Source organism: Pseudomonas sp. P4_C1 (assembly GCF_056402155.1).
The window spans coordinates 1-12,078 of the sequence record NZ_JBFUHY010000109.1 but is presented as its reverse complement, the minus strand read 5'-3'; the positions used below and the strand labels follow the sequence as shown (position 1 = coordinate 12,078).

The 12,078-nt window shown below is 53.8% G+C and carries 11 protein-coding genes and 1 pseudogene; 5 read left to right on the top strand and 7 right to left on the bottom strand.

The window, feature by feature from the left end:
• Positions 1–322 precede the first annotated feature (322 nt).
• Positions 323–706 carry a nuclear transport factor 2 family protein gene (locus tag AC1DU9_RS28320; protein WP_457266368.1) on the top strand — a complete coding sequence of 128 codons (384 nt, stop codon included), beginning with the start codon at positions 323–325 and terminating at the stop codon, positions 704–706.
• 132 nt (positions 707–838) lie between these two features.
• On the opposite strand, the gene AC1DU9_RS28315 is transcribed toward AC1DU9_RS28320, so the two are convergent.
• On the bottom strand, positions 839–1,849 hold the full coding sequence (locus AC1DU9_RS28315; RefSeq protein WP_283190687.1) for a zinc-dependent alcohol dehydrogenase family protein: 1,011 nt from the start codon (positions 1,847–1,849) through the stop codon (positions 839–841).
• Positions 1,850–2,033: 184 nt separating this feature from the next.
• Here AC1DU9_RS28315 and AC1DU9_RS28310 point away from each other — a divergent pair, with 184 nt between their 5' ends.
• Positions 2,034–2,933: a LysR family transcriptional regulator gene (locus tag AC1DU9_RS28310; protein ID WP_477811132.1), complete on the top strand. Its 900-nt coding sequence runs from the start codon at positions 2,034–2,036 to the stop codon at positions 2,931–2,933.
• A 257-nt stretch (positions 2,934–3,190) separates the two neighbouring features.
• On the opposite strand, the gene AC1DU9_RS28305 is transcribed toward AC1DU9_RS28310, so the two are convergent.
• The 4 genes from AC1DU9_RS28305 to AC1DU9_RS28290 all read right to left on the bottom strand — a co-directional run bounded on the left by AC1DU9_RS28305 (position 3,191) and on the right by AC1DU9_RS28290 (position 7,209).
• Positions 3,191–4,234 (bottom strand): NADP-dependent oxidoreductase, encoded by a 1,044-nt coding sequence (locus tag AC1DU9_RS28305; RefSeq protein ID WP_477811131.1) that lies wholly within the window; start codon positions 4,232–4,234, stop codon positions 3,191–3,193.
• Positions 4,235–4,279: 45 nt separating this feature from the next.
• On the bottom strand, positions 4,280–5,149 hold the full coding sequence (locus tag AC1DU9_RS28300) for an alpha/beta fold hydrolase (protein WP_477811130.1): 870 nt from the start codon (positions 5,147–5,149) through the stop codon (positions 4,280–4,282).
• Positions 5,150–5,245: 96 nt separating this feature from the next.
• Complete coding sequence (locus AC1DU9_RS28295) at positions 5,246–6,034, bottom strand: SDR family NAD(P)-dependent oxidoreductase (RefSeq protein ID WP_477811129.1); 789 nt, start codon at positions 6,032–6,034, stop codon at positions 5,246–5,248.
• A gap of 74 nt (positions 6,035–6,108) precedes the next feature.
• On the bottom strand, positions 6,109–7,209 hold the full coding sequence (locus AC1DU9_RS28290; RefSeq protein WP_223431524.1) for an alkene reductase: 1,101 nt from the start codon (positions 7,207–7,209) through the stop codon (positions 6,109–6,111).
• A gap of 167 nt (positions 7,210–7,376) precedes the next feature.
• On the opposite strand from AC1DU9_RS28290, the gene AC1DU9_RS28285 reads away from it, so the two are divergent.
• Both AC1DU9_RS28285 and AC1DU9_RS28280 read left to right on the top strand, forming a co-directional pair.
• Positions 7,377–7,976, top strand: coding sequence for a TetR/AcrR family transcriptional regulator (locus AC1DU9_RS28285; RefSeq protein ID WP_477811128.1), 600 nt, complete (start codon positions 7,377–7,379; stop codon positions 7,974–7,976).
• A gap of 63 nt (positions 7,977–8,039) precedes the next feature.
• Positions 8,040–8,132: pseudogene (locus AC1DU9_RS28280) on the top strand (transcriptional regulator); the annotation flags it as partial.
• A 60-nt stretch (positions 8,133–8,192) separates the two neighbouring features.
• Here the strand turns inward: AC1DU9_RS28280 and cuyB are convergent.
• Both cuyB and AC1DU9_RS28270 read right to left on the bottom strand, forming a co-directional pair.
• On the bottom strand, positions 8,193–9,713 hold the full coding sequence (cuyB, locus tag AC1DU9_RS28275) for a cysteate racemase (RefSeq protein WP_477811127.1): 1,521 nt from the start codon (positions 9,711–9,713) through the stop codon (positions 8,193–8,195).
• Positions 9,714–9,723: 10 nt separating this feature from the next.
• Positions 9,724–11,010 carry a dicarboxylate/amino acid:cation symporter gene (locus AC1DU9_RS28270; RefSeq protein ID WP_477811126.1) on the bottom strand — a complete coding sequence of 429 codons (1,287 nt, stop codon included), beginning with the start codon at positions 11,008–11,010 and terminating at the stop codon, positions 9,724–9,726.
• Between the two features lie 229 nt (positions 11,011–11,239).
• On the opposite strand from AC1DU9_RS28270, the gene AC1DU9_RS28265 reads away from it, so the two are divergent.
• Positions 11,240–12,078: LysR family transcriptional regulator (locus tag AC1DU9_RS28265; protein ID WP_477811125.1), on the top strand; the 839-nt coding region annotated here is incomplete at its 3' end.

Here is a 12,078-nt window from a genome sequence, read left to right as displayed (position 1 = left end):
CTCAAGAACTTAAGACCAGCCTGAACAAGTAGTTTCAAAAACAAAGAGTCCGCAGGCCTCGGTGAAACTGCGGAATTCTTTATTGAAAACACATCGTTAATTTCATTGCGAAGCTACAGTAGCACCAAAGTTTTCGGAACACCTGCTGTGCTTTTTGCAGGGTTGAGCATAAATCAATAATCGCAATCCTTATTAAATTAAGAGTGAATAAATGAAAATTACTTCTATCAAGAGTTTGTTTTTTGTCGCCCTGATTTCGAGCTTGGGCGCGATTGCTCAAGCAGATAGCCTACCGAGTGACCAACAAGACAGTAGTAAAGCAGTGAGCAAACCTACCTACGTAGAAGAATACCAAGCTATCACTGAGGTGCTTAACAAGTATATTGAGGGTTGCAAGCAGGCCAAGAGCAGTATCATGAAGCCCGCTTTCAACGAACATGCGACGATGTACAGCGTCGGCGCCGATGGCAAGCTAGCCGGCGGCGCGATACCAATCCTGTTCGATGGGATCGACAAGGGTTTCCGTCCATCTCCTGACGCAAAGACCGCTATTACCCGCATAGAGATCGTCGGTACTGCCGCTAGTGCTCGCATCGACGCCAACGATATGTCAGGCATCTCCTTCACCGACTTCTTTCATCTGCTGAAAGTCGAAGGCAAGTGGACTGTGGTTAGCAAGATTTTCCAAACGCATGTAGCGCCTTAATTACTTGAGCCGTCCGGCGGCTTTGTGCTCGACTATCTAGGGCTTCTGCGCTGGAACCCTTCGATCACAGCTATCGACTTTAGTTAGTGGAGTCGGTATTCAACCGCCGGATGACCCAGTCCTTTCTTGATCTTACGAAATTTTGATTACTACTTTACCAAAGGCGCCTCTGGCCAAGTGCTCATACGCTTGGCGTGCTTGATCAAATGGATACACGTGGTCGATTACCGGGCGAATCTTGTGCTCATTCAAGAATTCGTTCATGCGATCAAATGAGGAGCGAGGAGCAACGGCGATGCCACGAATCGTTGTTTGCCGGAAGATCAAAGGCATCAGGTTCAGTGCAGAGGTTTGGCCGGTCAGGAAGCCGATCTGTGCGATACGTCCTCCTGCCTTTGTCGCTGCAACCGATTGATTGATGCCATCCCCGCCTGCCACATCCAGCAGGAGATCGACCCCCTTGCCGTCAGTGAGCTTTAGTACTTCCTCTGCCCACTCAGGGCTAGTGCGATAATTTACACCCGCAACAGCACCCAGTTTTTTCACTGCTTGCAGATTGTCATCTCGACTGGAAGTGACGATAACTTTGGCGCCAAGTGCCGTTGCAATTTGTGCTGCGAAAACAGAAACACCCCCTGAACCCTGAACCAAAACGGTTTGGCCTGCCTCGATCTGGCCGAAATCAACGAGCGCATACCATGCGGTCAGAGCAGCAATTGGAAGGGTCGCAGCTTCCTCATCCGACATGTTGTCGGGCGCACGTACCGCGCTGTCTTCATGGATAATCATGTACTCCGCCAGACCGCCCGGCAATGGCGAGCCGAAGCAGTAGTTGGGCTCATCAGGCCCTGGCATGCCATCCAACCAACGTGAGTAAAGGTGTGAGTTAACTCGATCTCCGATAGAGAAGCGGCTGACGCCATCACCGACTGCTACGACAGTACCTGCCGCGTCGCTTACAGGGATTAGCGGCTTGGGCACCATATGAGGCTCATAGATGCCGTCAACGATAGCCTTATCTCGGAAGTTGAGCGATACAGCCCCCACTTTTACCAGCAGTTCTCCAGCTTTGGGCACGGGTGTCTCAGCTTCCCCCTGCACAAGATTGTCCAATCCGAAATCTTTCAGAAGCCACGCTTTCATTTTCAGTCTCCAGCAATTTTGAATGTGCAGGGGAGGAAAGCTCCTCCCTTACGCTGAGGACATTGTTGAGATTTCGCGGCACTAGATAAATGTGCAGAAACCAACAGGATTGTTATCCTGATCAGCAACAATCATCCAGTTATCATGTTTCCCGAGAAAGAGACTTATGGAGCTTCTACAGTCGATGCAGGTATTCGCCAAGCTGGCTGAGTTGGGAAGCTTCACCAAAGTCGCGGAGGCAATGCAGGCAGGACGCCCGCACGTCACACGCACCATTCAGGATCTGGAAGCTTCGCTGGGTGTCCGCCTGTTCCAACGCACTACTCGTAAAGTGAAACTGACTGCTGAGGGCGAGCGGTTTTATGAGCGTGTCAAAGAGATTTTGGCAACAATCGCAGAAGCCACTTCCATGTTCGACCGTAGTGGGTCGACGTTGCGGGGACGGCTTCGCATTGACATCCCCACTGCATTTTCCCAGCACAGCTTCATGGAAAACCTGAGAAAATTTACGGAGGCATTTCCCGAAATCGAGCTTTCGCTGGGCGTGACCGACCGTGCGGTAGATCTCGTAGCCGAGGGCATCGACTGTGCATTGCGAATCGGCGACCTCCCGGACTCAAGCATGGTAGCTAGAGAAATTGGTACCGCCACCATGGTGACCTGTGCGTCTCCAAGTTATCTCCAAGCCTGCGGGGTACCCAGAACCCTAAACGATCTAACAGACCATCGATGTGTCAGCTTTCTTTCTGGTCAGAATCACAGACCGCTGCCTTGGCATTTCTCGGTAGACGGTGAAGATCGTCCACATACTCCTCATGGTGGTATCACCGTGAATGAGTCGAATGCCTACGTTCAATGCGGTGTTGCAGGCTTCGGCATTATTCAAGCGCCGGGAATTACCGTTGAGACTTTCCTCGAAAGCGGAGAACTGGTTGAAGTGCTCAGGGCATTTCGTCCCAAGCCTCGCCTGGTTTCCGTGCTTTACCCAAGTAGAACGCATCTTGCACCTCAGGTGGATGCGTTTGTGGATTGGTTAAAGGAGCATTTTCCAGTGCTACACCCCAGCTGGTTCAAATCTCACTAACCTGCAGCCGTATGCCGACTCGGCATAGAGATAGGTTTTTGCCGTAAAATGTGTCTGGCGCACGATCATCAACTACCGTGTACCGGGCAGCAATCGACCCAATCGGTTCGTCACGGTCTCCAGAAATACAGTGGCAATACAAATGCGGGAGTAATGGAAGCTGAGCACGGCACCGCGACCGCTGAGTCTTGGCTGACCAAGAGAGTTCAGCTTGAGTACAAAAGGGCCAGAGAAGGGCCCTTTTTCTTGCTCAGTTTTCAGCCAGTTTGCGCCGTTGGTAATACTCCTGGCGATAGCGAACTTCCCTCAAGCTTAATGACAACTTTGCCTTTCGATCTTCCTTGTTCGACATAGCTCAAAGCCTCGGCTGTTGATTCGAAAGGGAAGGATCGGTCGACCACCGGTTTGATAATGCCGGACTCGATCAGAGCAGTGATTTCACCCAATTGAGCACCACTCGCACGCATAAAAACGAACGCATAGCTGACGTTCCGCCTGCGAGCTTTTCTGCGGATACCGGTGCTCAACAAACGCATCACCAAACCCAATCCCCAGGACAGTTTTTGCTCTTCAGCGAATTGCGGCGTCGGCGGCCCCGAGATGGAGATGAGCTGGCCACCAGGCTTCAGAATGGTGAGCGACTTTTCTAGCTCATCCACGCCCAAGCTGTTCAATACGACGTCATAGTCCTGCAAAACGCTTTCGAAGTTTTGCGTCTTGTAATCGATGACAACGTCCGCTCCCAGCGCTTTAACCCATTCAACATTGTTTGTGCTGGTGGTTGTCGCAACGAAGGCGCCCAGATGCTTGGCGAGTTGGATGGCGATTGTACCGACGCCACCCGAGCCGGCGTGGATAAAGACCTTCTGGCCTTTTTTCAGCTTGGCGGTTTCAACCAGCACTTGCCAAGCCGTCAGAGCCACCAGCGGGAGGGATGCGGCCTCTTCCATGCTGATGTTTTTAGGTTTCAACGCGAGTGCATTTTCCTGTACCGCAATCAGCTCGGCGAACGTGCCTATGCGCTCCTGAGGAGGGCGTGCGTAGACTTCGTCACCTGGCTTGAAGCGCCGCACACCGGATCCAACGCTGATCACGACCCCAGCCAGGTCATTGCCCAATATCAACGGGAATGAGTACGGCAAGATCAGTTTGAATTCGCCTGTACTGATCTTTGAATCAAGCACGTTGACGCTTGTGGCATGCACTTGAACCAGGACGTCATGTGCACCCACCTCAGGTGCGGGCACCTCGGCTACACGGCCATTATTCTTGCCGTAACGGTCGATTAGAAACGCCTTCATGTTGATTCAACTCTCATGGATTCAAATGGGAATGGCCGAATACGCTCAGGCATCCAGGAATACCGTTGCGTTGGCCACGAAGTCGGCATGATGTTGGAAAATTCCGCCATGCCCTGCGTCTTCGTAAATGATCAGTTGTGAATTCGGGATCCGGTTTGCCAAGTCGGTGGAGTTGATCGTGGGCACCATGATGTCGTTGTCACCGTTGGCGATCAGCGTCGGTATCAGTATGCGACTGAGATTTTGTGGGGGTTGTCTGCCCCATGCCTGAATGGCTTTTAACTGCCGCAAAAAAGCGGTTGGCGTTGGATTTTTGTCTCGATCTTTCCTGCGCTCCTTCAGGCGATTCAGAAAATCCTTGGCGGCTCGCCGGCCATTGACCGTCGAGGTGAAGAAGAGGTAGGTCTTCGGATCGCGCAACGTCAGCAAACCTTTAAGCATTAACGGCCAGCTCACTGACCAGACCTTGTCGATGCCGGTGCCGCCAGCAGGCCCGGTACCGGTCAGAATCAGTCTGCGCACCAGGTCAGGGGCGCTCAGAGCAATTTCCTGGGCCACGAACCCACCAAGTGAAAAACCCAGCAGGTCGACCTTGTCGAAACTCAGCGCACGAATCAAAGCGACGGCATCGCTTGCCATTTCACTGACCGTCGCAGGGGCCGTGCCACCTGATGCGCCGATTCCCCGATAGTCAGTGGCGATGATGCGCCTGGTGCTTGCGAGCCCGTCCATGATCCGTGGGTCGAAGTTGTCCAGCACTGCGCCCCAATGGTTAAGCAGAACGAGCGGCAACTCACCCTTGGGGCCTATGTCACGGTAAGCGAACGCTGTTCCTTCGACCTTGATCCATTTGTTCGCTGCATTTACGAACTGCGTGCGCGATCCGGGATGAAGTTTTGTGTCTTGAATATTCATGTTTGCCCCGTGATGCGGGTCGAAAAGCTGCAAGTGAGACTGTGTTGCAGGCGCTTTTAAATCGAGTGCTGCGCACCAGCGCCTGCTGCACGATGATTACGCCTTGGCTTGATAACGCTCGGCGACATCGGATTGCCTGATCTGCGACAGCAAGCCCTGGCGTGCGGCCTGCAAGGCATCCCAACGGGCGGCGTCCTGCAAGGGTGGGATGGTCACTGGCTCGCGACGATCGAAACCGACCAGCGCGGCATCGACCAGATCACCCACTTCCATGACGTCACTGAGGGTATTGATGTCGATGCCCGCTCGCTCCCAGATTTCGGTGCGAGTGGCTGCCGGCAGAACGGCTTGCACATAGACGCCTTTGGGCGAAAGCTCCAGGCTCATACCTTGAGAAAGAAACAGTACAAACGCCTTGGTCGCGCCGTAGACCGTCATGCCGAACTCAGGTGCCAGGCCAACAACCGAGCCTATGTTGATAATCGCGCCGTTTCCGGCTTGTGCCAGGCGTGGGGCGATGGCGCTGGCAAGCCGTACCAGCGCCGTAGTGTTGAGCGTAACCAACTGAGCAACGCTGTCGGTGGATTGTTCGATAAAGCTGCCGGATTGTGCGGCGCCTGCATTGTTCACCAGGATGCCAATACTGGCGTCGTCGCGCAGGCGGGCCTCGACCGTGGTCAAATCGCTGATTTGGGTCAGGTCAGCCTGGAGAACATCAATGGTGATGTTGTGTTTCTCACGCAGCCGGGCTGCAAGAACATCCAGCCGCCCTTTGTCGCGGGCAACCAGTACGAGGTCGTGCCCGCGCTGTGCAAAGCGCTCGGCATAGGTAGCGCCGATGCCAGTGGAGGCGCCGGTAATGAGAACGGTGGTAGGGATGCTCATGAATTGATCCTCAGTTTCGGATATCGATAGGCGAGTCATGCGTGGTGTCCGGAGGACGTGCGCTGACCTGATTTTTAGCCGTGCCGGGTACTGGATTCAGCAAGGGTTGGGTAGTCGATGTAGCCTTCTGCACCGCCGCCATACAGGGTCGCAGGATCGAACGCCGACAAAGAGGCAGCGGTTTTAAGGCGCTCCACCAAGTCAGGGTTACCTATGAAGGGACGTCCAAAGGCGAACAAGTCAGCCTTGTCATCGTTGAGTTGAGAGGTGGCCAAATTCACGTCGTAGCCATTGTTCGCGATGTAAGTGTTTTTGAAGCGTTGGCGCAAAGAACCAAAGTCGAAGGGCGCAATATCGCGTGGCCCGCCAGTCGCGCCTTCGACCACATGGAGGTACACAATGCCCAAGGCATCGAGTTGGTCGACAATGTAGTCAAACTGGGCCTGCGGTTCGCTGCTGGAGACACCATTGGCTGGCGAAACTGGCGATATACGGATGCCTGTGCGCTCTGCACCGACCTCGGCTACTACCGCCGCCGTCACTTCCAGCAGTAGGCGAGCGCGATTTTCAATCGAGCCACCGTAGGCATCGGTGCGGATATTGGCACCGTCCTTGACGAACTGATCCAGCAAATAGCCGTTTGCGCCGTGGATCTCTACGCCATCGAATCCCGCAGCGATGGCATTTGCCGCCGCTTGGCGAAAATCATTAACGATCCCGGGAAGCTCGCTGATATCAAGCGCTCGCGGCTCTGAAACGTCCACGAAGCTATTATTGACGAAGACCTTGGTTGCGGGACGGAGAGCGGAGGGTGCTACCGGAGCGGCGCCGTTCTCCTGCAGGTCAACGTGCGATACGCGTCCGACATGCCACAGTTGCAGGAAAATTCGTCCGCCTTTTGCGTGGACGGCATCGGTGACCTTGCGCCAGCCATCAATCTGCGCCTGCGTGTAGATACCGGGCGTATCCTGGTAGCCCTGTCCCTGCTGCGAGATCTGCGAGGCTTCGGAGATCAACAGGCCTGTAGAGGCTCTCTGGCTGTAATAGGTTGCAGCGAACTCGCTCGGGACGAAGCCTTCTCCCGCACGGTTACGCGTCAGCGGAGCCATCACGATTCTGTTGGAAAGTGTCAGCGAGCCGAGCGTGTACGGCTCAAATAACGTCTTATCGTTCATATCGTTTCCATACTCGTTGATTAATGAAGGCGACATGCGCCGTGCCAGGGAATATTCGTGTTGGCGCATTTATGATGTCGATCGAACTCAAAACTGTCAATGCTTTTGATTATGATCGACATCAGAGTATGATGAAGGCATTGCTTTGAGATGCAGAGGCGCAGGAAATGAAGATCACCAAGGCGCAATCACTCGCCAATAGAGCTCACATCGTTGAGACGGCTTCAGAGCTGTTTCGCGAGCGTGGCTACGATGGCGTGGGGGTGGCGGAACTCATGGCAGCTGCCGGATTTACGCAAGGAGGTTTCTACAAGCATTTCGGCTCCAAGGCCGATTTGATGGCTGRAGCGGCAGCGAACAGTCTTTCGCATTCGCTGACCAGTTCCGAAGGTCTCGAAGTTGCTGAGTTCATCGATTTGTATGTGTCGAGGGATCACCGAGACGGCAGGGGCAGCGGTTGCACCATGGCGGCCCTTTGTGGAGACGCTGCGCGTCAATCAGATGAGTTGAAAGCCACCTTTGCCAGCGGGGTAGAAAGCACGCTGGCAGCGCTCGAAGAAAAGTACAACGCGAGGCAAGACGCGCCGCAGGATGGGGTACGGGCAAAAATGATCGACATGCTGGCGCATGCAATCGGTGCGGTCATGTTGTCGCGCGCCTGCCCAGATGATTCTTCTCTGGCTGATGAAATACTCGAGGTTTGCCACGCTGAAATAATTGCGTCATTGCCGTTGTCGCCAGTCAGTGAGCCGCTGGGGAACACATAGATGGACGCTTTGTGGCAGATCTTGATCATTTGGCCAGGCATTGAAGGAGTTGCGAGAGATGTTGTCGGTGAGACAATAGACGGGAATCACCGAACCTTGAAAGAGTGGAAAGCGACATATGGTTCCGACACCGTCGAGTCTTGGCTGACCAAGTGACATTGGTTTGAGTACAAAAAAGGCCCGATAAGGGCCTTTTTGCTAAAGCGGAATTTGACTCTAGAGCGGGTTTTTCTCAGTCGATAAGCCATCTGGCTGACTTGGCTTTGCTGTATTTTCTTGGGCTAACTCAATGCATTTCAATGCCAAAATGGTTGTTGGATCGACCAGTGCAACCTCATGATTTTTGATCATGTAGGATTCACTATGTTCTAGCACCAGTGGTAGCTCTGTGCACCCCAGGATGAGCACATCTGCACCCAGTTCACACAAGTGCTCTGCTGCGATCAAGAGCTGGTCTTTACAGATGCCGTCTGTGTAACCTGCTTTGATTCCGTGGTTTCCATAAATCGACTCCATGACCAACGCTTGGTAATCCACACCAGGGGCGATTATTTGCAACCCTGCTCGCCGCGCTGCTTCGTGATAAACCTGACTTTTTATTGTGCCGGATGTCGCAAGCAGCCCAACGATTTTGCCAGCGCCATACCGCTGCACGATTGCCTCTACAGTCTCTGTCAGCATGTTCACAATAGGTACACGCAGGTGCGCCTGGATGCGCTCAACAAATGCATGAGCCGTATTGCACGGAATCGCTATGGCATTGGCGCCGGCACTTTCCAGTCGCTTGCACGTTGCGTACATCGCCATCGTCGGATCAGTTTCGTCATTCAGCAAGTTGGCTGTGCGATCAGGAATCTGAGGGTTTTGCTCCACCACCATTTTGATGTGTTCCTGATCGCGACCTGCCGGTGTGTGCGCCACAACCTTACCCATGAAGTCGACCGTTGCCGCTGGCCCAACTCCACCCACTATCCCAAGCTTGAATGGCGGACGGGTCGACTGACCTTTCTCCAAGGTTGCGAAAGCGGCATAAATCTCGTTGATATCCAGGACAGTCAAGCCACGTCGTTGAAGATCACAGCAGACCAACGAGAGCTCAGTCATGCCAGGCAGGATGATTGTGGCTCCCTGATCCTGAAGCGACAGGCAGGCCTGATAGACACACTCCAGCGGTACACCGTCAAGGTACCCATCTTTGATGCCATTAACGCCATACATCGCGTCCATCAACCCGGACTGCTCGTTATCGTTTGGATAAACGAGCTTGAAGTCATTGCCGAAATAGCGCTCAAACAGTCCAGAGTGCCGAACATAGTCAGACGCGATGATGCCCAGCGTACTGCCGCATTCAGCGACATGATCAATGTGCTTGCGTAACGCCGCCATCATATCCAGAACGGGTATGCCAATTTCCTCCTGGATCTCCTCGCGAAAGGTGTGACTGGCAAAACAAGGCAGTAAAACTGCATTGACTTCACTGGCCTCGAATGTCTGACAAACCTGGAAAACATAGAACTTCCTGGAGGTCATGTTGGCGCCCCGATCCAGGGGCATCAGGACGTCTTTGAAGGGGTGTTGCTCAAACAGGAAGTGATAGCGACCTTGATCCTCCAGAACAGCTCTGGACTTCACCAACTTGTAGAAAAGATCGCCGCCGGCCAGTGAGCCAAGCCCGCCGACGATACCTAGTTTGCGAGCAAATGATGACCCGCTGGACGGCTTCGATTTACCTTTCATGTTTAGGTTCTCACGCGGTGGCTGCAGTATGAATTGGGAGCGGAGACTCAGTGCCGGGCACGTCTTCAGCTTCTTCATGTGGTTCTGATTTGGCAACCACGGCCGTCGCGATGCTATTGCCAACGACGTTGGTGGCAGTCCTGGCCATATCAAGGAATTGGTCAATGCCAAGGATCAGCAAAATGCCGGCTTCAGGGAGGTTGAACATGGGTAACGTAGCCGCTACTACGACCACCGATGCTCGGGCCACACCTGCCATTCCCTTGCTGGTGATCATCAGCGTCAGCAAGATGAGCAGTTGCTGTGTGAAGCTCAAGTCGACGTTGTAGGCCTGTGCAATGAACATGATGGCGAACGCTTGATACATCATCGAGCCATCAAGGTTGAACGAGTACCCCAACGGTAGAACGAAGCTGGATACGCGCTTCGGTGCACCAAACTTCTCCAGTGCTTCCATGGTTTTTGGATACGCGGACTCACTACTGGCAGTGGAAAATGCCAACAGAACGGGCTCGCGGATGAGCTTGCCCAAGGTAAACACTGAGCGCCCCAGGAACAGGTAGCCGGCAGCGAACAACACGCACCACAGAATCACAATGCCCAGGTAGAACTCGGCAATCAGCTTTCCGTAATCGACTATCAAGCCAAGACCTTGAGTGGTGATCGCCGATGCGATGGCTGCGAAAACGCCGATTGGCGCGAAGGCCATGACGAAGTCCGTGACCTTGAACATCACCTTGGCCAGCTCTTCGATGCCATCGACAATCGTTGTGTAACCCGCTCGCTTCACACCTGCGAGGGCAAACCCGAAGAACAACGAGAACACCACGATTTGCAGGATTTCGTTGTTGGCCATGGCTTCAGCAATGCTGCGGGGAAACACGTGACTGATGAAAACCTTGAGGCTGAAATCCCCGGTGTTCACCACGGGGCTCGCCGCATGCTGGACGACCTCCATGTTCAGTCCTGCGCCGGGTTGGAACAGGTTCACCAGGCCCATGCCGATTGCCAGCGAGATTACCGACGCGGTGACGAACCAGGCCATGGCCCGCAGGCCAATGCGTCCAACGGAGCGGGAATTTCCCATGCTGGCAATGCCACCAACCAAGGTGGCGAATACCAGGGGCGCGATGATCATCTTGATCATGCGCAGAAAAATATCCGTGACCATCGAGAAGTAGGACGCGATCTCTTTGGCGCTTTGTTCGCTCCCTGCGAAATGGTGGCACGCCCAACCGACAAGCACGCCTAAAGCGATGCCAATTGCGATCCGACGCGGAAGTTTATTTTTCTTCACGGAGCTTTCCTCAAGTGGTTTTTTTGCTTTTGTTACTTGGCAGGAGACAAGTGTCATTTGGTCAAAGCTCTATGGCCTCGCTCCAACAAATTCGATTCTAGGGTCGGGCCTGGAAGGGCGTGATGAGTAATCCCGATAGCCTCATGCGCTTTTGGAATAGTTTTCGAAACTGCTGCTTTATCCCGATTGGGGCGCAGTAGACTGAGCACTCAAGGCATGAGGTATCAGTATGCAAATCAAATGGCTGGATGATCTTCTGGCGGTCGCGGAGTGGAAGAATTTTTCTCGGGCTGCGGAGGTTCGCTGTGTGACCCAGTCGGCTTTGTCGAGGCGTATAAAGTCACTTGAAGAATGGGTGGGTGCAGAGTTGGTGGATCGTGGCACCTATCCTGTCCAACTGACCTCTGCTGGCCGCACATTTTGTGAAGAAAGCCGCGAGGCATTGGCGGGGCTAATGAGGCTGCGCTCAAGCCTTCGCGAGGTAGAGCGGATGCCAGGGCGATCCATCCAGGTCACTGCCGGCCACAGTCTGTCGATGACATTCCTGCCGAAATGGCTGAAGCAATTTCAGCAGCACAATGAGCAATTCAATGCGCGGGTCGTTGCCGCCAACATCCACGACGCGGTCATATCTCTGGAGGAGGGGAGTTGTGATCTGATGATTGTCTATCATCACCCCTTGGCGCCCATTCTTCTCGATTCGGAAAAGTTCGGGAGTTTGACCTTGGGTCATGACGCGTTTATTCCTGTGTGCGCACCTGACAGCGATGGGAATCCGCTGTATCCCTTACCGGGCACCTCCAGCAAAACAGTTCCTCACCTCGCTTATACAGCTACGACTTTTCTAGGTCGTGTTGCCGACATCGTCATAAAGAATGGCCCGACTGCATGCATGTTGGAGCGGTGCTACGAGGCGGATATGACGATGCTACTGATGCGAATGGCAGTCGAGGGTTATGGGGTGGCATGGTTGCCACAAAGCGCTGTCATAGACGAGCTTCAGCGAGGTCAGTTGGTGAAAGCGGGTGGTGGTGAATGGAGTACGCGACTGGAGATACGCTCCTACTG

Bases quoted from the DNA above. Each gene is read 5' to 3' on its own strand.
- AC1DU9_RS28315 (WP_283190687.1), bottom strand. From the start codon at position 1,849: ATGAAAGCGTGGCTTCTGAAAGATTTCGGATTGGACAATCTTGTGCAG.
- AC1DU9_RS28310 (WP_477811132.1), top strand. From the start codon at position 2,034: ATGCAGGTATTCGCCAAGCTGGCTGAGTTGGGAAGCTTCACCAAAGTC.
- AC1DU9_RS28305 (WP_477811131.1), bottom strand. From the start codon at position 4,234: ATGAAGGCGTTTCTAATCGACCGTTACGGCAAGAATAATGGCCGTGTA.
- AC1DU9_RS28300 (WP_477811130.1), bottom strand. From the start codon at position 5,149: ATGAATATTCAAGACACAAAACTTCATCCCGGATCGCGCACGCAGTTC.
- AC1DU9_RS28295 (WP_477811129.1), bottom strand. From the start codon at position 6,034: ATGAGCATCCCTACCACCGTTCTCATTACCGGCGCCTCCACTGGCATC.
- AC1DU9_RS28290 (WP_223431524.1), bottom strand. From the start codon at position 7,209: ATGAACGATAAGACGTTATTTGAGCCGTACACGCTCGGCTCGCTGACA.
- cuyB (WP_477811127.1), bottom strand. From the start codon at position 9,713: ATGAAAGGTAAATCGAAGCCGTCCAGCGGGTCATCATTTGCTCGCAAA.